This window comes from Paraburkholderia sp. J7, from assembly GCF_905220155.1.
GTDB lineage: Bacteria > Pseudomonadota > Gammaproteobacteria > Burkholderiales > Burkholderiaceae > Paraburkholderia.
The window spans coordinates 138697-157999 of sequence record NZ_CAJMYZ010000006.1 but is presented as its reverse complement, the minus strand read 5'-3'; the positions used below and the strand labels follow the sequence as shown (position 1 = coordinate 157999).

13 protein-coding genes are annotated in these 19303 nt (G+C 66.5%); 5 read left to right on the top strand and 8 right to left on the bottom strand.

Annotation, left to right across the window (positions count from 1 at the left end; genetic code table 11):
• Window positions 1-113: 113 nt before the first annotated feature.
• The 5 genes from prmB to dapC form a co-directional block, all read right to left on the bottom strand.
• The gene (gene prmB, locus U5A58_RS12025; protein WP_321908817.1) at window positions 114-1010 is read right to left on the bottom strand and encodes a 50S ribosomal protein L3 N(5)-glutamine methyltransferase; all 897 of its coding nucleotides are present in this window, start codon (window positions 1008-1010) and stop codon (window positions 114-116) included.
• Window positions 1011-1042: 32 nt separating this feature from the next.
• A complete protein-coding gene (gene dapE, locus U5A58_RS12020) occupies window positions 1043-2182 on the bottom strand; it encodes a succinyl-diaminopimelate desuccinylase (RefSeq protein ID WP_321908815.1) in 1140 nt (379 codons plus the stop codon).
• Window positions 2183-2307: 125 nt separating this feature from the next.
• Complete coding sequence (locus tag U5A58_RS12015) at window positions 2308-2673, bottom strand: ArsC family reductase (RefSeq protein ID WP_028204073.1); 366 nt, start codon at window positions 2671-2673, stop codon at window positions 2308-2310.
• Window positions 2673-3500 (bottom strand): 2,3,4,5-tetrahydropyridine-2,6-dicarboxylate N-succinyltransferase, encoded by an 828-nt coding sequence (gene dapD, locus U5A58_RS12010; RefSeq protein ID WP_028204072.1) that lies wholly within the window; start codon window positions 3498-3500, stop codon window positions 2673-2675. The genes U5A58_RS12015 and dapD overlap by 1 nt, the downstream gene beginning before the upstream one ends.
• A 79-nt stretch (window positions 3501-3579) precedes the next feature.
• Window positions 3580-4803: a succinyldiaminopimelate transaminase gene (dapC, locus tag U5A58_RS12005; RefSeq protein ID WP_415774210.1), complete on the bottom strand. Its 1224-nt coding sequence runs from the start codon at window positions 4801-4803 to the stop codon at window positions 3580-3582.
• A gap of 316 nt (window positions 4804-5119) precedes the next feature.
• On the opposite strand from dapC, the gene U5A58_RS12000 reads away from it, so the two are divergent.
• From U5A58_RS12000 to def, 5 genes are all read left to right on the top strand, one after another.
• Window positions 5120-6247, top strand: a complete 1128-nt coding sequence (locus U5A58_RS12000) for a DMT family transporter (protein WP_321961614.1) — start codon at window positions 5120-5122, stop codon at window positions 6245-6247.
• Window positions 6248-6416: 169 nt separating this feature from the next.
• Window positions 6417-9935: a chromosome segregation protein SMC gene (gene smc / locus U5A58_RS11995; protein ID WP_321961613.1), complete on the top strand. Its 3519-nt coding sequence runs from the start codon at window positions 6417-6419 to the stop codon at window positions 9933-9935.
• 144 nt (window positions 9936-10079) lie between these two features.
• Window positions 10080-11363: a cell division protein ZipA C-terminal FtsZ-binding domain-containing protein gene (locus U5A58_RS11990; RefSeq protein ID WP_321961612.1), complete on the top strand. Its 1284-nt coding sequence runs from the start codon at window positions 10080-10082 to the stop codon at window positions 11361-11363.
• A 356-nt stretch (window positions 11364-11719) separates the two neighbouring features.
• Window positions 11720-13789 (top strand): NAD-dependent DNA ligase LigA, encoded by a 2070-nt coding sequence (gene ligA, locus U5A58_RS11985; protein ID WP_321961611.1) that lies wholly within the window; start codon window positions 11720-11722, stop codon window positions 13787-13789.
• Window positions 13786-14319: a peptide deformylase gene (gene def, locus U5A58_RS11980; protein WP_321961610.1), complete on the top strand. Its 534-nt coding sequence runs from the start codon at window positions 13786-13788 to the stop codon at window positions 14317-14319. Before ligA ends, def begins: the two co-directional genes overlap by 4 nt.
• A 78-nt stretch (window positions 14320-14397) precedes the next feature.
• Here the strand turns inward: def and U5A58_RS11975 are convergent, their stop codons facing one another.
• The 3 genes from U5A58_RS11975 to U5A58_RS11965 all read right to left on the bottom strand — a co-directional run bounded on the left by U5A58_RS11975 (window position 14398) and on the right by U5A58_RS11965 (window position 19016).
• The gene (locus U5A58_RS11975; RefSeq protein WP_321961609.1) at window positions 14398-15336 is read right to left on the bottom strand and encodes a pseudouridine synthase; all 939 of its coding nucleotides are present in this window, start codon (window positions 15334-15336) and stop codon (window positions 14398-14400) included.
• A complete protein-coding gene (locus U5A58_RS11970) occupies window positions 15333-16178 on the bottom strand; it encodes a hypothetical protein (RefSeq protein ID WP_321961608.1) in 846 nt (281 codons plus the stop codon). The genes U5A58_RS11975 and U5A58_RS11970 overlap by 4 nt, the downstream gene beginning before the upstream one ends.
• Window positions 16179-16436: 258 nt before the next feature.
• On the bottom strand, window positions 16437-19016 hold the full coding sequence (locus U5A58_RS11965; RefSeq protein ID WP_321908803.1) for a [protein-PII] uridylyltransferase: 2580 nt from the start codon (window positions 19014-19016) through the stop codon (window positions 16437-16439).
• Window positions 19017-19303: the final 287 nt, after the last annotated feature.

The window sequence follows — 19303 nt, the reverse complement described above, 5'->3', positions numbered from 1 at the left end:
CCGAACCCGTTGCGACGACGGCTATCGGCCCAGTCCTGCACACAGCGAGACGCGGCGCACAGGCGCCGCGTCGTGTTCGCGCATTGCGCTCAGACCGTTAGACCCTCAGATCCTCAGACCGGCAAGTCGCAGGCCTGGATCAGGAATACCTGATCGTCGCCGGCGCTCGTTGAGAGCCAGACGAGCTCGAGGCCGCCGAACGCCGCTTCCACGTGCTCGCGCTCGTTGCCGATCTCGACCACCAGCACGCCGTCGTCGGTGAGCCAGTTGCGTGCGTCCTTGATGATGCGGCGCACGATATCCATGCCGTCTGCGCCGCCCGCAAGCGCCATTTCCGGCTCGTGGCGGTACTCGGGCGGGAGCGCTTGCATCGAATCGGCGTTCACGTACGGCGGGTTCGTGATGATCACGTCGTAGCGGCGCTCGGGCAGCGGCGCGTACAGGTCGCCTTCGAAGAGGGCGATGCGCTCGTCGAGATCGTGTTCGTGCACATTGCGCTTCGCCACTTCGAGCGCGGGCGCGGAGAGATCGACGGCGTCGATGTCGGCATTCGGGAACGCGTGCGCCGCGAGAATCGCGAGGCTGGCCGAGCCGGTGCACAGTTCCAGCACCGCGGTGACCTGCTCGGGATCTTCCACGTAGGGTTGCAGGCCGTCTGCGAGCAGCTCGCCGATGAACGAGCGCGGCACGATGACGCGCTCGTCCACGTAGAAGCGCAGGCCGTGCATCCACGCTTCCTGCGTGATGTAGGCGGCGGGCACGCGTTCGGTCGCGCGGCGCTCGATCACGCCGAGCACCTTGTCGATTTCCTCGGGCGTGAGGCGCGCGTCGAGAAACGGGTCGAGCAGGTCGAGCGGCAAATGCAGCGTGTGCAGGATCAGGTACGCCGCTTCGTCGTAGGCGTTGTTCGAGCCGTGGCCGAAGGCGAGTTGCGCGGCCGAAAAGCGCGAGACGCCGTAGCGCAGCAGGTCGCGCACAGTGGCAAAAGTAGCGGCTAGCGGATGGGTCATGTTCTGGACTCCGGAGCGTGTTCGGTTGGCCGTCAGGCGATCAGCTGTTCGAGCACGCGGCGATAGATGTTCTTGAGCGGATCGATGAATTTCACTTCGATATGCTCATCGATCTTGTGGATGCTGGCGTTGGGCGGCCCGAATTCGACCACCTGCTCGCACATGCGCGCGATGAAGCGGCCGTCGGACGTGCCGCCCGTGGTCGAGAGTTCGGTGGTGACGCCGGTTTCGTCGTGGATCGCTTTTTCGAGCGCGCTCGAGAGCGCGCCGCGCGGCGTGAGGAAGGGCAGGCCGCTCACGCTCCAGTGCAGGTCGTATTCGAGGCCGTGCTTGTCGAGGATGGCGTGCACGCGCTTTTGCAGGCCTTCCACGGTGCTGGCGGTCGAGAAGCGGAAGTTGAACATCACGTCGGCATGGCCCGGGATCACGTTGCTCGCGCCCGTGCCGCTGTGCATGTTCGACACCTGCCACGTGGTGGGCGGGAAGTATTCGTTGCCGTCGTCCCACTTTTCGGCGACGAGTTCGGCAAGCGCGGGAGCCAGCAGATGCACCGGGTTTTTCGCGAGATGCGGATAGGCAATATGCCCCTGCACGCCCTTCACGACGAGCTTGCCCGACATCGAGCCGCGGCGGCCGTTCTTCACGCAGTCACCGAGCGTGTTGGTCGAGGTCGGCTCGCCGACGATGCAGTAGTCCATCTTCTCGCCGCGCGCCTGCAGCGCCTCGACGACCTTCACGGTGCCGTCGGTCGCGGGGCCTTCCTCGTCGCTCGTGATGAGGAACGCGATCGCGCCGCGATGCTGCGGGTGCGCCGCGACGAACTCTTCGCTTGCCACCACGAAGGCCGCGAGCGAAGTCTTCATGTCGGCGGCGCCACGGCCGTAGAGCACGCCGTCGCGGTGCGAGGGCTGGAACGGCGGCGAGCTCCATTGTTCGATGGGGCCGGTCGGCACGACGTCGGTATGGCCCGCGAAGGCAAGCAGCGGGCCTTGCGCGCCCGCGGTGCCGCGCTTGACGGCCCACAGGTTCGTCACGCCGTTGGATTCGATCGTTTCGCACGCGAAGCCGAGCGCGCCAAGGCGTTCGGTCATGATGCGCTGGCAGTGCTGGTCGTCGGGCGTGACGGACGCGCGCGCGATCAGGGCTTCGGTAAGGGCGAGGGTGGCGGACATAAAAAGACCACTTTCAATAAAAATGCCGGCACAGCTGACGGAGCAGGGGCCGGCAACAACTTGTCATGACCGTATGCGCTCGATCTTCCAAGGAGCAGATCGGGCGCACCGGTCTCATGCGGCGCTCAGGCGAACAGCTCCGCATACTGGTCGGCGGAAAAGCCGAGCGTCTTCACGCGGCCGTTCACCACGACTACGGGCCGCTTGATGATCGACGGCTTGTGGATCATCAGCGCAATCGCGCCGGCGGTCGTGTCGGCTTCGGCCTTGTGCACGTCCGAAAGGCCGCGCCACGTCGTGCCGCGCTTGTTGATGAGCTGATCGAGCGACACGTCCTTGAGCCAGTCCTGGACGAGTGCGTTCGAAACGCCCGCCTTCTTGAAGTCGTGAAACTCGAACTCGACGCCGTGCTCTTCGAGCCACACGCGGGCCTTCTTCACGGTGTCGCAGTTCGGAATGCCGTAGACAACGGTTTTGGCGGACTTCGCCATCAGTCGCCTCGCAGCAGCTCGTTCAGGCCGACCTTGGCGCGCGTCTTCGCGTCGACCTTCTTGACGATCACGGCGCAGTACAGGCTGTGCGAGCCGTCCTTCGAGGGCAGGTTGCCCGCGACCACGACCGAGCCCGCCGGAATACGGCCATACGAGACTTCGCCGGTTTCGCGGTCGTAAATCTTGGTCGACTGGCCGAGGTACACGCCCATCGAGATGACCGAGTTCTCTTCGACGATCACGCCTTCCACGACTTCCGAGCGCGCGCCGATGAAGCAGTTGTCTTCGATGATGACCGGATTGGCCTGCAGCGGCTCGAGCACGCCGCCGATGCCAACGCCGCCCGAGAGGTGCACGTTCTTGCCGATCTGCGCGCACGAACCGACCGTCGCCCACGTGTCGACCATCGTGCCTTCATCGACGTACGCGCCGATGTTGGTGTACGACGGCATCAGCACGACGTTCTTCGCGATGAACGAGCCGCGGCGAGCAATAGCCGGCGGCACCACGCGGAAGCCGCCCGCGGCGAAGTCTTCGGCCGTGTAGTTGGCGAACTTCGAGGGCACCTTGTCGTAGAACTGACTGTAGCCGCCCGCGGGCATCGGCGCGTTGTCTTCCAGGCGGAACGACAACAGCACGGCCTTCTTCACCCACTGGTTGACGACCCAGTCGCCGTCCTTCTTCTCGGCGCAGCGCAGCGCGCCTTTGTCCAGTTCGGCGATGACGTGGGCGACGGCTTCGCGCACGTCGTTCGGGGCCGACTTGGGCGAAAAGTCGGCGCGGTTTTCCCAGGCGGTGTCGATGATCTGCTGAAGTTGTTGCGACATGGTGGTGATTTCGTGAGAGTAATGGTTGAAAGCGGCGTTGCGCGCAGCGAGGCAGGACCCCGGCGCGCAGGCAAAGGCTTTACGGTTTGAGCGAGCGGCAGAACTCGACGATGCGCTGCGCGCCCTCGATGCACTCCTCGACGTCGGCGACGAGCGCCATGCGGACGAAGTCTTTACCCGGATTCGTGCCATGCGCCTCGCGCGCGAGGAACGAGCCGGGCAGAACCGTCACATTATAGTCGGCGTAGAGACGCTGGGCGAACGCGGTGTCCGAGAGGCCGGTGCGCGCGACGTTGGCCCAGAGGTAGAACGCGGCGTCGGGCAATTTCACGTCGAGCACGTCGGCGAGCATCGGCGTGACGGTCGAGAACTTCTTCAGGTATTTCGCACGGTTTTCGCGCACGTGCGTCTCGTCGCCCCAGGCCGCGATGCTGGCGGACTGCCAGACCGGCGACATGGCCGAGCCGTGGTACGTGCGGTACAGCAGGAACTGCTTGAGGATGGCGGCGTCCCCGGCCACGAAGCCCGAGCGCATGCCCGGCGCGTTCGAGCGCTTGGACAGGCTCGACAGCATGACGAGACGCTCGAAGCCGCGGCCCAGCTTGTGCGCCGCTTCGAGACCGCCGAGCGGCGGATTCGCTTCGTCGAAATAGATTTCCGAGTAACACTCGTCCGAGGCGATGACGAAGCCATAGCGGTCGGAGAGCGCGAACAACTCGCGCCAGTCGTCGAGCGTGATCACGGCGCCCGTGGGGTTGCCCGGCGAGCACACGTACAGCAGCTGCGTGCGCGCCCAGACTTCTTCAGGAACCTGCGAATAGTCGCAGGCGAAGTTGCGGGCCGGATCGCTGTTCACGAAGTACGGCTCGCCGCCGCCCAGCAGCGCGGCGCCTTCGTAGATCTGGTAGAAAGGGTTCGGGCAGAGTACGATCGCCCGCTTTGCCGGATCTTTCACGCCCGCTGTCGGGTCGACCACGGCCTGCGCCAGTGCGAAAAGCGCCTCGCGCGAGCCCGAGACGGGCAGGATTTCCGTGTTCGCGTCGATGGCCGGCAGTCCATAGCGCGCCTTCACCCAGTTCGCAATCGACTCGCGCAGCGCCGGGGTGCCCGCCGTGGCTGGGTACGACGAGAGGCCGTCGAGCGATGCCACGATGGCGTCGCGGATCAGCGCAGGCGTGGGGTGTTTCGGCTCGCCGATCCCGAAGCTGATATGGCGCAGGCCGGCGTTCGGCGTGACGTCCTTGAAGAGTACGCGCAGCTTTTCGAAGGGATAGGACTGAAGGGTGTCGAGTAGCGGATTCACTTGGGCGTCGGACAGGCGTGGGCGAAAGACGGATGGCGTGGCGCGCAGGATGGGAGCGGCCGGTGCGGGCCGGCGAGCCAGTTGCGCTGCGCTCGGCTTGGCTCGGCGAAAAACACAGAGGCGCGGCCTTGGAACTGCAAGCGCTCGATTATAGCGTGGCGTCGTTGCTGCTGCGGGCGCCAGCCGGATCCCGCCCTGGCGCAGCCGGTGCTCGCCGGACGACGAGACAAAGGAAAAGCATGGAATCTTCGAATCACGTTCCGAACAGCGGCGCGAGCGCTGTGAACGCGCGGCCGGGCCAAGGGAAACGCGAGCAATGAGCCAGAGCACCAGCTTGCGCGCCGCATGGCCGACGCTCGCCATCATGATTGGCGCGTCCGTATGGGGTTTCGTCTGGTATCCGCTGCGCATGCTGGCGGCCGCCGGGCTCACCGGCACGGCATCGAGCGCCGCGACGAGCGCAGCCGGCTGCCTCTTCGTGCTGGTGCTGCGCTGGCGCTCGCTCGCGACCGTGCGCTGGCACTGGGTCCTGCCGATGCTCGGGCTTGCTGCGGGCGTGACCAATGTGGGTTTCGTGTGGGGCGCGATCCACGGCGAGGTGATGCGCGTGCTGCTGCTCTTTTATCTGACCCCGGCGTGGACGGCGATCTTCGCGCACTTCATCCTGCACGAACGCCTGAACTGGGCGGGAGGCGCGCTCGCGGCGCTTTCGCTGCTGGGTGCGATCCTGATGCTCTGGTCGCCAAAACTCGGCGTGCCGCTGCCCGCCAACGCCGCCGAATGGGCGGGTTTGATCGGCGGCATGGGCTTCGCGATGAGCAACGTGCTCGTGGTGAAGACGAGCCGCGTGCTGCCGCACATGAAGCCGGAGATGCGTACCGCCGTGATCTTCGCGGGCGCGGCGCTGTTCGGCGCGCTGACTTCGTGCTTCGAGCCGATGTCGGCCGCTCCGGCTGGCGAGCATCTCGCGCGCGTCGTGCTGCTGGTGCTCGCGCTCGGCATCGTGCTCGGCACCAACAACATGCTGGTTCAGTACGGGCTTGCCCGCGTGCCGGCTAACCGCGCATCGATCATCATGCTGTTCGAGATCGTCGTCACGGCGCTCACGTCATGGCTCTTCGCGGGCGAGACGCCGGGCCCGCGCGAATGGGCGGGCGGCGCGTGTATCGTGCTCGCTTCCTTGCTGTCGAGCTGGGTGCACCGCGCGCAGGACTCGCGCAAGCGCGGCGCACACGTGAGCGCCGACGCGAGCGTCATGACCCACGCCGACGCGAGCCGCACCGATGACGCGGACGCCGCCGACGGTAACGGCCCCGGCGGCGACGATGGCAACGGCGGCGGCAACGGCGATGGCAACGGCGGCGGCAACGGCGATGGCAACCCAGGCGGCGGCTCGGGTCCAGGGCCTTCCCGCGCGCGGAATGGCGCGCGTGCGATGGTATGATTGCCGCTGATTCCCGCCGACCGCTCGCGCGCATGCGCGTTCGTGCGGCGAGCCGTGGCGCCTGCCTTGTGCGCACTGCGCCGCCGTGCGATCGATACCGGATTCGCGGCGGCAAGCGACGTACGGCACGGGCGGTCCCGTTCACCACTATTCAAACAGCGATATCGCCGTGCGTCTGACCTCGATTAAACTCGCTGGCTTCAAATCATTCGTCGATCCCACGCATTTCCAGGTTCCGGGCCAACTCGTCGGAGTGGTCGGGCCGAATGGCTGCGGGAAATCCAACATCATCGACGCGGTGCGCTGGGTGCTGGGTGAATCCCGGGCGTCCGAGCTGCGTGGCGAGTCGATGCAGGACGTCATCTTCAACGGTTCCACCGCGCGCAAGCCGGGCAGCCGCGCGAGCGTCGAACTGGTGTTCGACAACGCGGACGGCCGCGCCGCCGGGCAGTGGGGCCAGTATGCCGAGATTGCCGTGAAGCGCGTGCTCACGCGTGACGGCACATCGAGCTACTACATCAACAACCTGCCGGCGCGCCGGCGCGATATCCAGGACATCTTCCTCGGCACGGGCCTCGGCCCGCGCGCCTACGCGATCATCGGGCAGGGCATGATTGCGCGGATCATCGAGGCGAAGCCCGAAGAGCTGCGCGTGTTCCTCGAAGAGGCCGCGGGTGTTTCGAAGTACAAGGAACGCCGCCGCGAGACCGAAAACCGTCTGCACGACACGCGTGAAAACCTCACGCGTGTCGAGGACATCGTGCGCGAACTGTCCAACAACCTCGAAAAGCTCGAGGGTCAGGCAGTCGTCGCCACGAAATTCCGCGAGCTGCAGTCCGAGGGCGAGGAAAAGCAGCGCCTTCTGTGGCTCTTGCGCAAGAACGAGGCGGCGGGCGAGCAGCAACGCCAGCAGCGCGCGATCGAGCAGGCGCAGATCGACCTCGAGCGGCATACCGCGCAGCTGCGCGAAGTGGAAGCGCAGCTCGAAACACTGCGCGTGGCGCACTACTCCGCAAGCGACGCCATGCAGGGCGCACAGGGCTCGCTCTATGAAGCGAACGCCGAGGTGAGCCGTCTCGAAGCCGAGATCAAGTTCATCGTCGAGTCGCGCAACCGCGTGCAGGCGCAGATCGCCGCGCTCACCGCGCAGCGCGAGCAATGGCAAGTCCAGGCGCAGAAGGCGCAGGACGACATCGAAGACGCCGAAGAGCAACTGGCGATCGCCGAGGAAAAGGCGGCGCTCGCGGAGGAGGACGCAACGGCAAAGCAGGAAGCATTGCCCGCGCTCGAAAACCGCTGGCGCGACGCTCAAGCGCAACTGAACGACGAGCGCGCGGGCATCGCGCGCACCGAGCAGGCCATCAAGCTCGAAGCCGCCCACCAGCGCAACGCCGACCAGATGCTTCAGCAGCTTCAGCAACGCCATGAGCGGCTGAAGTCGGAGGAAGGCGGGCTCGACGCGCCGGACGAAGCCCAGCTCGAAGAGCTGCGCATGCAACTGGCCGAGCAGGAAGAAGTGCTGCACGAAGCGCAGGCGCGTCTCGCGGATGCGCAGGAAACGGTGCCGCGCCTCGACGCGGAGCGCCGCGCCGCGCACGAGCGCGTGCAGGCTGAAAACGCGCAGATCCACCAGTTCGAAGCGCGTCTGGCCGCGCTCAAGCAGTTGCAGGAAAACGTGCAGACGGAGGGCAAGATCCAGCCGTGGCTCGAGCGTCACGAACTGGGCGCGTTGCCGCGGCTGTGGAAGAAGCTGCACGTCGAAGCGGGTTGGGAAACGGCGCTCGAAGCCGTGCTGCGCGAGCGTCTCGCCGCGCTCGAAGTGTCGAACCTCGACTGGGTAAAGGCATTCGCGAGCGACGCGCCGCCCGCGAAGCTCGCGTTCTATTCGCCGCCTGCCGCGGGGCTGGCAAGCGCCGTGCCTGCGGGCCTCACGCCGTTGCTTTCGCTCGTGCGTATCGACGACGCGGGCCTGCGTGCCGTACTCACCGAATGGCTCGGCTCGACTTACGTTGCCAACGATCTCGCCGAGGCGCTTGGTCAGCGCGCGCAACTGCCGGCTAGCGGCGCGTTCGTCGTAAAGGCCGGTCACGTGGTGACGCGCGTGGGCGTGCAGCTGTACGCCGCCGACACCGAGCAGGCTGGCATGCTCGCGCGTCAGCAGGAAATCGAGAATCTCGAGCGCCAGGTGCGCGCTCAAGCATTGCTCGCCGACGAGGCACGCACCGCTGTCGTGCGCGCGGAAGCTGCGCATACGCAAGCGGCGCAGGTGCTCACGGAAGTGCGCCAGCAGGCCGAGCGCGCGACCCAGCGGGTGCACGCCCTGCAGATGGATGTGCTCAAGCTCACGCAGGCGCATGAGCGCTACACGGCGCGCAGCACGCAGATCCGCGAAGAGCTGGACGAGATTCGCACGCAGATCGAAGAGCAGCGCGCGCTGCGGGCGGAGTCGGAAGCGAACTTCGAACGCCACGACGTCGAACTCGCCGAACTGCAGGCCCGTTTCGAGGACAACCAGCTCGCGTTCGAAGCGCTCGACGAGGAACTCGGCGCGGCGCGCAACGCGGCGCGCGATCTCGAACGCGCGGCCGCGGACGCGCGCTTTGCGGCGCGCAACATGGCGAACCGCATCGAAGAGCTCAGGCGCAACATCCAGGTCGCGCACGATCAGAGCGAACGCGTGGCCGCTTCGCTCGAAGACGCGCGCGCCGAACTCGAAACGATCAACGAGCAGACCGCGCACACCGGCCTGCAAGACGCGCTGGAAATTCGTGCGCAGAAGGAAGACACGCTGCGCGCTGCGCGCGCCGAACTCGACGACCTGACCGCAAAGCTGCGCGCCGCCGACGAAACGCGCCTCGCCGCGGAGCGCGCGCTGCAGCCATTGCGCGACCGTATCACCGAGCTTCAGTTGAAGGAACAGGCGGCCCGCCTCAATGGCGAACAGTTTGTCGAGCAGCTTCAGGCGGCTGGCGTAGACGAGGCCGCGCTGCAGGAAAAGCTCACGGCCGACATGAAGCCGTCGTACCTGCAAGGCGAAGTCACACGCATCAACAACGCGATCGCGGCGCTCGGGCCCGTCAATATGGCGGCGCTCGACGAGCTGGCCGCGGCCAAGGAGCGCAAAACTTTCCTCGACGCCCAGTCGGCCGACCTCACGAGCGCGATCGAGACGCTCGAAGACGCGATCCGCAAGATCGACCAGGAAACGCGCACGCTGCTGCAAGGCACCTTCGACGAAGTGAACCGTCATTTCGGCGAATTGTTCCCGCGCCTTTTCGGTGGCGGCCAGGCGAAGCTCATCATGACCGGCGACGAGATTCTCGACGCGGGCGTACAGGTGATGGCGCAGCCGCCGGGCAAGAAGAATTCGACGATTCACCTGCTTTCGGGCGGCGAGAAAGCGCTCACGGCCACGGCCCTCGTGTTCGCGATGTTCCAGCTCAACCCGGCGCCTTTCTGTCTGCTCGACGAAGTGGACGCGCCGCTCGACGACGCGAACACCGAACGTTTCGCGAACCTCGTTCGCGCGATGTCGGACAAAACACAGTTCCTGTTCATTTCGCACAACAAGATCGCCATGGAGATGGCGCAGCAGCTTATTGGCGTGACGATGCAGGAGCAGGGCGTTTCGCGCATCGTCGCGGTCGACATGGAAACGGCGGCGGGTTTCGCCCAGAATACGGTCTAATCGATTTACACGGTCTAACGGACGGCGCGCGTTGCGCGGCCGGCGGCGCCATCGGTGAGGCAGCCGCCGCGCGCAATGCGCTTGCCACAGAAACGGCGCGCACAACGAGCGCGCTGTCGAATAAGAATTGCTGATGGAGCATGCATGGATGAGTTGACTCTCGGGTTGATCGGCGCGGGCGCCGTGGTAGTCGGGGGCGTGGTGGTGTACAACGCGTGGCAAGGCGCGAGGGTGCGCCGACGCATGCCGCGCCCAATGCCCGAAGAGGCGGTCGAGGCGCCGCAGCGCGACGAGTTCCAGGAGCAAAGCCCGTTTATCGAGCCGGCGCATGCACCGTCGCGTCGCGAGCCATCGCTCGCAGGCGCAGCGGAAGCCGAGCGCGTGGAGCCGGGCTTCGGGACTGTGGCGCCGCTCGACACTCCGGCCGACATCCAGGCGGAAACGACGACCCCTAACGGCTTTCCTGCGGAAGCAGCGGCTACCGAGGCGAGCGGTGAAGCGGCGCCAGCCGCAAGCGCGGCTGTTCCCGAATCCGTGAAGGACGACGCCGACGAAGCCGAGCGCATCGAACCTGTCATGCCGGCCGCCACGACGATCTCTTCGGCGCCGCCGGCCGTGGTCGACCGACGTATCGACTGTATTGTTCCGATCCGGCTTGGTGCTTCTGTGCCGGGCGAGCGCGTGATTCCGTTTGCGCAGCGCTTGCGCCGCGCTGGCAGCAAGCCGGTGCACATCGAAGGCAAACCCGACGGGGGCGACGGCTGGGAGCTGCTGCAAAGCGGCGTGCGCTACGAGGAGCTGCGCGCCGCTGCGCAACTCGCGAACCGCAACGGCCCGCTCAACGAACTCGAGTTTTCCGAATTCGTGACCGGCGTGCAGCAGTTTGCCGACGCGCTCGATGCCGCGCCCGAGTTTCCGGACATGATGGAAACAGTTGCGATGGCGCGCGAACTGGACGGCTTCGCGGCGCAATGCGACGCGCAGCTTTCCATCAACGTGATGTCGGACGGCGCGCCTTGGTCGGCAAACTACGTGCAGGCCGTGGCCGCGCAGGACGGCCTGCTGCTTTCGCGCGACGGCACCCGCTTCGTGAAGCTCGACGCGAAGCAGAGCCCCGTGTTCATGCTGCAGTTCGGCGACACCAACTTCCTGCGCGACGACCTCACGTACAAGGGCGGCGAGTTGATTACGCTGATCCTCGACGTGCCCGTGGCCGACGAAGACATCCTGCCGTTCCGCCTCATGTGCGACTACGCGAAGTCGCTTGCGGAGCGCATTGGCGGGCGCGTGGTCGACGACCAGCGCCGGCCGCTGCCGGAGTCCGTGCTGCAGTCGATCGACAAACAACTCATGACGCTTTACGCGAAGCTGGAGCAGGCCGGCATTCCGGCAGGCTCGCCGGCCACGCGGCGGCTGTTCAGCCAGTAACGCCGAAGGCCTGTAGCCGGCCAGCAGACAAGGCGCGGTGCCGTAAAGGCGCCGCGCCTTTTTTGCGTGCGTGCGTGCGGCGCGGCGCGCTTGGCGCGGGCAGATCGTGGCGATCGGTCATGGGGGTTCGAGCGCCGTTACCGGCACAAGTGATGTAGTGCGTTCAGGCTCGCACTGCCGGACCCCGGCGTCAATGCTACCGATACAGCGTTAGCCGTTCGGCCAGGACCTTGGGGAGGCCCGTTCGGCGGCGCACGAAGAACGCCCGAAGTTGGCCGTTCGGCCGATGCGACACGCGCCGCTTCCTGAGATAATCTGACGTCCGAAATCATTTCCATCTGCGAGTCGCCCAAGGCATGGTCCGTCATCCCGCCCATCCTCCCGAAGAAGCCACCGCTGCGCAGCGCGCGGTGTGGTTGCGCGCCGAACTCGAGCGTGCGAATCACGCCTACTACGTGCTCGACCAGCCGGAGCTGCCCGACGCGGAATACGACAAGCTGTTCGGCGAGCTTCAGCAAATCGAGGCCGCGCATCCCGATCTCATCACGCCCGATTCGCCTACTCAGCGCGTGGGCGGCGAAGTCGCCGGGGGCTTCGAGCCCGTGGTGCACGACGTGCCGATGCTGTCGCTGAACAACGGCTTTGCGGATGAGGACATTGTCGCGTTCGACAAGCGCGTGGCCGATGCGCTCGGCAAGATCGAGGGCGCCGAAGTCGGCGCGGTCGAATACGCCGCTGAACTCAAGTTCGACGGCCTCGCCATCTCGCTGCGCTATGTCGACGGCGTGTTCGTCCAGGCGTCCACGCGCGGCGACGGTGCGACCGGCGAGAACGTCACGGAGAACGTGCGCACGATCCGCTCGCTGCCGCTGCGCCTGAAGGGCAAACGCGTGCCGAAGGTGCTCGACGTGCGTGGCGAGGTGCTGATGTTCCGCCGCGACTTCGAGCGCATGAACCAGCGTCAGCGCGACGCCGGCCACAAGGAATTTGCGAACCCGCGCAACGCGGCGGCGGGCAGCCTGCGTCAGCTTGATCCGAAGATCACCGCGCAGCGGCCGCTCTCGTTCTTCGCTTACGGCATCGGCGTGCTCGACGGCGAGCCGATGCCGGCCACCCATAGCGAACTGCTCGACTGGTACGCGGAAATGGGCTTGCCGGTCAATTCCGAGCGTGCGGTCGTGAAAGGCGCGCAAGGTCTGCTCGAATTCTTCCGCGCCGTGGGCGAGAAGCGCGATGGCCTGCCGTACGACATCGACGGCGTGGTCTACAAGGTGAATCGCCGCGACGAGCAGGACGCGCTCGGCTTCGTTTCGCGCGCGCCGCGCTTCGCGCTCGCGCACAAGTTCCCGGCGCAGGAAGCGCTCACGAAGCTGCTGGCCATCGACGTGCAGGTGGGCCGCACTGGCGCGATTACGCCGGTTGCGCGGCTCGAGCCGGTGTTCGTCGGCGGCGCGACGGTGACGAACGCCACGCTGCACAACGAAGACGAAGTGCGCCGCAAGGACATCCGCATCGGCGATACGGTGATCGTGCGGCGCGCCGGCGACGTGATTCCCGAGGTGGTCAGCGCGCTCATGGACCGCCGACCGGCCGACGCCCAGGCGTTCGTGATGCCGACCGAATGTCCGGTCTGTGGATCGCGCATCGAGCGCCTGCCCGACGAGGCAATCGCTCGCTGTACAGGCGGTCTCTTCTGTCCGGCGCAACGCAAGCAGGCGCTCTGGCACTTCGCCCAGCGCCGCGCGCTCGATATCGACGGCCTGGGCGAGAAGATCATCGACCAGCTGGTTGACCAGAACCTCGTGCGCACGCCCGCCGATCTTTTCAATCTCGGCTTTGGCACGCTTGCGCAGCTCGATCGCATGGCCGACAAATCGGCGCAAAACCTGCTCGACTCGCTTGAAAAGGCCAAGTCCACGACGCTTGCGCGTTTTATCTACGCGCTCGGCATCCGGCACGTGGGCGAGTCGACGGCAAAGGATCTCGCCAAACACTTTGGCTCGCTCGATCCGATCATGAGCGCTTCGGTCGAGGAACTGCTCGAAGTCAACGATGTGGGGCCGATCGTCGCGCTCGCCATTCACGAGTTTTTTGCGGAAGAGCATAACCGCACGGTGATCGAGCAACTGCGCGCGCCGGGCAAAGTAACATGGGCGGAAGGTCCGCCCGCGCCGAAGGCGCCGGTGGGCGTGCTGGCCGGCAAGACGGTGGTGCTCACCGGCACGCTGCCCACGCTCTCGCGCGACGAGGCGAAGGAAATGCTGGAGGCGGCCGGCGCAAAGGTGGCCGGCTCGGTGTCGAAGAAGACCGATTACGTGGTGGCGGGCGCCGACGCGGGCAGCAAGCTCGCAAAAGCCGAGGAACTCGGCGTGCCGGTGCTCGACGAAGAAGCAATGCGCAAGCTCCTGGAGGGGCAAACGACATGATTCGCGAAATTCTCAGAATGGGCGATCCGCGCCTGCTCAGCATTGCCCGGCCGGTCGATCATTTCGATACGCCCGAACTGCACGAACTCATTGCTGATATGTTCGACACGATGCACGCGGCGAACGGCGCAGGCCTCGCCGCCCCGCAAATCGGCGTTGACCTGCAGGTGGTGATCTTCGGTTTCGAACAGAACGAGCGCTATCCCGAAGCGCCGGCCGTGCCGCAAACCGTGCTCATCAACCCGGTCATCCATCCTCTGTCACACGACATGGAAGAGGGCTGGGAGGGGTGTCTTTCGGTGCCGGGCATGCGCGGTGCCGTGAGCCGCTATTCGATGATCCGCTATGACGGCTTCGATCAGTACGGCAAGCCCATCGAGCGTGTGGCGGAGGGTTTTCACGCACGGGTCGTTCAGCACGAATGCGACCATCTGATCGGCAAGCTGTACCCCATGCGTATTACCGACTTCTCGAAGTTCGGCTTTACCGAGGTTCTGTTTCCGGAACTCGATCCGAACAGCGACGACTGAAGATCGAAGCATCATGAAAAACGGGAGCCATCTGGCTCCCGTTTTTCATGCAACGCGGCGTTTGGCGTTGATGCGGCGTTAGAACGCTTCGTCCGCGGCCAGATAGCGCCATTGGCCTTGCGGCAGCGCGCCGAGCAGCACACGGCCCATGCGCACGCGCTTGAGGCCCACGACCTTGAGGCCGACCAGTTCGCACATGCGGCGGATCTGGCGCTTCTTGCCTTCGCGCAGCACGAAACGCAACTGCTCGCCGTTTTGCCAGCTCACCTGCGCGGGCTTGAGCGGCACGTCGTCAAGCGACAGGCCGTGGCGCAGTTGCGCGAGCAACTCGGCCGGGAAGTGCTGATCGATTTCGGTCTCGATGTCGTTGTAGGTCACGCGTACGAGATATTCCTTGTCGATGTCCGAGCTTTCGCCGATCAACTGCTTGGCCACACGGCCGTCCTGGGTCAGCACGAGCAGACCGGTCGAGTCGATGTCGAGCCGGCCGGCCGGCGCGAGCGTGCGCAGATGTTTGGCCGAAAAACGGATGCCCGAGTGATCGCCGTCCCAATGATTCTCGCCGGTGATCAGCACGGCGGCGGGCTCGTAGCCGTCCTCGGCCTGGCCCGACACGTAGCCCACGGGCTTGTGCAGCAGGATCGTCACCTGGCGCGCCTGCGCGGCGAGCGCGGCCGGATCGACCTCGATGCGCTGATTCGGCGTGACCTTGGCGCCGAGCGTATCGACGACTTCGCCGTCGACATATACCCAGCCTTTTTCGATCCACTCGTCGGCTTCACGGCGCGAGCACAGGCCCAGTTCGGACATGCGCTTGGACAGGCGCAGGGTGTTGTCGCCGTCGACTTCCTCTCGCGGCGTGCGGCGCGGTGCGGATTCGGCGTCGGCGGTACGCCGTGGGGGCTTCCCGGCCGACGTCGCGGGGCGGGCAGTCTGGCGTGCGCCGCCGCCTTCTTCGGCGCTGCGGCGTGTGCGCGGCGCGCCGCCCTCACGGTCATCGCTTCGGACGGATTTCACCGGGCGCGCGAAGCGTCGCTCCGTTCCCTCGTCGCGGGCGCGTGCTGGGCGGCGGTCGTCACCTTCGGTGCGTCGTTCGAAGCGGCGCTCACCACTTTCTTCGCGGCCGCGCGGCGGGCGGCGGTCGTCACCTTCGGTGCGCCGTGCGTAGGGCCGTGCGTCACCTTCTTCGCGGCTACGCGGGGGACGGCGGTCGTCGCCTTCGGTGCGCCGTGCGTAGGGCCGTGCGTTACCTTCTTCGCGGCTACGCGGGGGACGGCGGTCGTCGCCTTCGGTGCGCCGTGCGTAGGGCCGTGCGTTACCTTCATCGCGGCTGCGCGGGGGACGGCGATCGTCACCTTCGGTGCGCCGTGCGTAGGGCCGTGCGCCACCTTCATCTCGGCTACGCGGGGGACGGCGGTCGTCGCCTTCGGTGCGCCGTGCGTAAGGCCGTGCGCTCTCTTCATCGCGGCTGCGCGGGGGGCGGCGGTCGTCACCTTCAGTGCGACGTGCGTAGGGGCGTGCGCCACCTTCTTCGCGGCTACGCGGCGGGCGGCGGTCGTCACCTTCGTCACGACCACGCGGCGGACGACGATCTTCGCCTTCGGCACGGCGCGCGTAGGGGCGTGCGCTACCTTCTTCGCGGCTACGCGGCGGACGGCGATCGTCGCCTTGAGCGCGGGGAGCGAAACGACGCTCACCGCCTTCCTCACGAGCACGCGGCGGGCGCCGGTCTCCACCCTCGTCACGGCCGCGCGCAAATCCACGCGCTTCGTCGCCGGTGCGACGGGCGGGGCGGCGCTCGTCGCCGAAGCCGCCTTCGCGAGCAGGCCGCGCTGGACGGCTCGAACCGTCGCGTTCACGCGCCGTGGTTGGCCGTGCCGGGCGCGTGTCGCCGGCGCGAGGCGCGCTGCGCTCGCCCGAGGGGCGCGCAGGCTTGCCCGCCGATGTCTTCGCAGCCGACGCCGGCCGAGCGTCCGCCGGCCGCGCCTCAGCCGGCCGCACCGGCTTACGCGCGGTGGTGCTGCCGCGGCGGACGGGGGCGCGTTCCGGAGTGGTCGGGCGCGGATGTTTGGCTGTCAGTTTGGCTCGCATGGATCTGGGTATTTCGCTTGGGTCATTCACACTGCGATCGCGCGCAGCAGTTCGGTTTCGACGTGAATCTGCCGGCGGTTGTCGGAAAGTCCCGATCCGTCGAGCAGAAACACGTCTTCCACACGTTCGCCGAGCGTATTGATCCGCGCCGCATGGACGCCGACGTGATGCTCCGCGAGTACGCGCGCGATGGAATAGAGGAGGCCCGGCCGGTCGTTCGCCGACACGGACAGGATGTAGTACTGGCCGCGCTCGTCCGCCCGCAGGTCGACGCGCGGCGTCACCGGGAAGGTGCGCGACAGGCGTGAGAGCCGGCCCTTTGACGGTTCGGGCAAGGTATTGTCCGTCGCTTTCAGGCGCGCCGCGAGTTCCTGTTCGACGAGGTTCGCGATATCGCGGTAGTGCACGTCGCCCTCGGTGTGGGCGACGATGAAATTATCGAGCGCATAGCCGTGGCGCGTGGTGCTCACGCGCGCATCGAGCACGGAAAGTCCACTGCGGTCGAAGTACGCGCACATCGTCGCGAAGAGGTCGGGTCGGTCCTGCGCGTAGACGAGCACCTGCAGCGCTTCGCCGATGGGCGACGGGCGCGCGCGCACGACCGGCTCGGGCGCTTCGACGTGGCGATAGAGCACGCGCGTTTGCCAGGCAATGTCGGCGGCGTCGTGGCGCAGGAAATAACCCACGTCGAGCTTGTCCCAAAGCGCGCGGTGCGCGTGCTCCGGCACGGTCTCGAGACGCAGCAGCGCGAGCGCCAGTTCCTGACGCGTCTTGAGTTCCGAGTGCGCGTCGGGCTTGGCGCCGCCGAGCACGGCAAGCGTCGAGCGGTAGAGGTCTTCGAGCAGCTTGCCCTTCCAGTTGTTCCAGACCTTCGGGCTCGTGCCGCGAATGTCGGCGACCGTCAGCAGGTAGAGCGCCGAAAGGCGCCGCTCCGTGCCCACCAGGTCGGCGAAGCGCTTCACGACCTCGGGGTCGGTGATGTCCTGCTTCTGCGCGACCTGGCTCATCGTCAAGTGCTGCTGGACGAGCCAGACGATCAGGTCGGCGTCGTCGCCCGTGATGTCGTGCTCGCGGCAAAAGCGTCGCGCGTCGGCCATGCCGAGTTCGGAGTGGTCGCCGCCCCGGCCCTTGGCAATGTCGTGGAACAGCGCCGCAACGTAGAGCACCCACGGGCGTTCGAAATTGGCGATGAGCTGGCTGCAGAACGGATACTCGTGCGCATGCTCGGCCACGGCAAAGCGGCGCATGTTGCGCAGCACCATCAGGATGTGCTGATCGACCGTGTAGACGTGATAGAGGTCATGCTGCATCTGCCCGACGATACGGCGGAAGTTCAGCAGATAGCGGCCGAGCACGCTCGTCTGGTTCATGAGCCGCATGGCGTGCGTGATGCCAGCCGGCTGCTTGAGGATCTCCATGAAGAGCCGGCGGTTCTCCGGGTCGCGGCGCCAGTTCTGGTCCATGGTCTCGCGCGCGTTGTAGAGCGCGCGCAGCGTGCGCGCCGACAGGCCCTTCACGCCGGGCACCTGCTCGTAGAGCAGGAACGCTTCGAGAATCGCGTGCGGCTCGCGTTCGAACACGTCGTCGCTGACGATTTCCAGCATCCCCTGCTTTTCGACAAAGTGCTCGGAGAGCGTGCGCGTGATGCCGCTCGTGCTCGGGAAGAGCTGCGCCTCGATGTTCTGGATCAGGATCGTGGAAAGCTGCGTGACCGCCTTCGCTGCCCAGTAGTAGCGGCGCATGAGCTGCTCGCTCGCGCGCCGCGCGCCGCTTGCCTTGTAGCCGAAGCTCTCGGCCACAGCGGTCTGCAGGTCGAACACGAGGATGTCCTGGCGGCGGCCCGCGATCACATGCAGGCGCGCGCGCAGCGCCTTGAGAAACGCCTCGTTGCGGCGGAGTTCGCGCGCCTCGCGCCCGGTGATGAGGCCGCGCTGGTCCAGTTCCTTCCAGCTGCTGCCGAAGGCCGCGGCCTCGGTGATCCAGAGGATCAACTGCAGGTCGCGCAGGCCGCCGGGGCTTTCCTTGACGTTGGGTTCGAGCGAGTAGGGCGTGTCCTGGAAGCGCGCGTGGCGCTGGCGCATTTCGAGCACTTTCGCCTGGAAGAACGCGCGCGGGTCCATGGCGTCGCGATAGCGCTGCGCGAAGTCGCCGAAGAGCGCTGCGCTGCCCGTGATGCGGCGCGCCTCGAGGAGCGACGTGCGCACGGTGACGTCGTTGGCGGCTTCCTCGAGGCATTGCGAGACGCTGCGCACGCTGCTGCCGATATCGAGTCCGAGATCCCACGCAAGGCCGATGAATCGCTCGATGCGGTCTTCGAGCAGCGCGAGCGGCTCGTCGTCCGGCAGCAGGACGAGGATGTCGACGTCTGACCAGGGCGCAAGTTCGCCGCGCCCGAAACCGCCCACCGCCACGAGCGCGAGCGTGTCCGGCAGCTCGCAGAGATTCCAGGCGCTGCGCAAGGTGTCGTCGGTGGTGCGGGCGAGGGCGCGCATCAACGAATCGACATTGGTCGCGGTCTTGAAGCGCTCGAGCAACTGGGCCTTGGCGGCCTTGTAGTCGGACTTCAGCGACGACGTATCAGGAACGGCGACAGCGGGAACGCTCATGGGCTCGGATCGTGTCTGGCGTGGTTGGGCAGGCGGCCGGTCGTGCGCGCGACGGGTCTCGCGTTTGGCGGATGGCCGCGTGGGTTCGTCTGTTAGTGCGTCGGGTGCTTTACAGGCTGCTTTCCTGGCGGCTCGGCAGGCTGCCCTGGCGTGCTGCTGGCGCCGGGAGGCTTTCGCGTGCGGTGCCTCGCTCGCGTTGGGCGTACTCGCCCGAAGTGCAGGACGTTTTCTACGAGCACGTCCATTGTGCGCCGGATCGCGCCACGAAGCGCTTTCCGGCACTATTC

Coding starts and splice junctions, on each gene's coding strand:
- prmB (WP_321908817.1), bottom strand. CDS start 1,010: ATGACCCATCCGCTAGCCGCTACTTTTGCCACTGTGCGCGACCTGCTG.
- dapE (WP_321908815.1), bottom strand. CDS start 2,182: ATGTCCGCCACCCTCGCCCTTACCGAAGCCCTGATCGCGCGCGCGTCC.
- U5A58_RS12015 (WP_028204073.1), bottom strand. CDS start 2,673: ATGGCGAAGTCCGCCAAAACCGTTGTCTACGGCATTCCGAACTGCGAC.
- dapD (WP_028204072.1), bottom strand. CDS start 3,500: ATGTCGCAACAACTTCAGCAGATCATCGACACCGCCTGGGAAAACCGC.
- U5A58_RS12000 (WP_321961614.1), top strand. CDS start 5,120: ATGAGCCAGAGCACCAGCTTGCGCGCCGCATGGCCGACGCTCGCCATC.
- U5A58_RS11990 (WP_321961612.1), top strand. CDS start 10,080: ATGGATGAGTTGACTCTCGGGTTGATCGGCGCGGGCGCCGTGGTAGTC.
- ligA (WP_321961611.1), top strand. CDS start 11,720: ATGGTCCGTCATCCCGCCCATCCTCCCGAAGAAGCCACCGCTGCGCAG.
- def (WP_321961610.1), top strand. CDS start 13,786: ATGATTCGCGAAATTCTCAGAATGGGCGATCCGCGCCTGCTCAGCATT.
- U5A58_RS11965 (WP_321908803.1), bottom strand. CDS start 19,016: ATGAGCGTTCCCGCTGTCGCCGTTCCTGATACGTCGTCGCTGAAGTCC.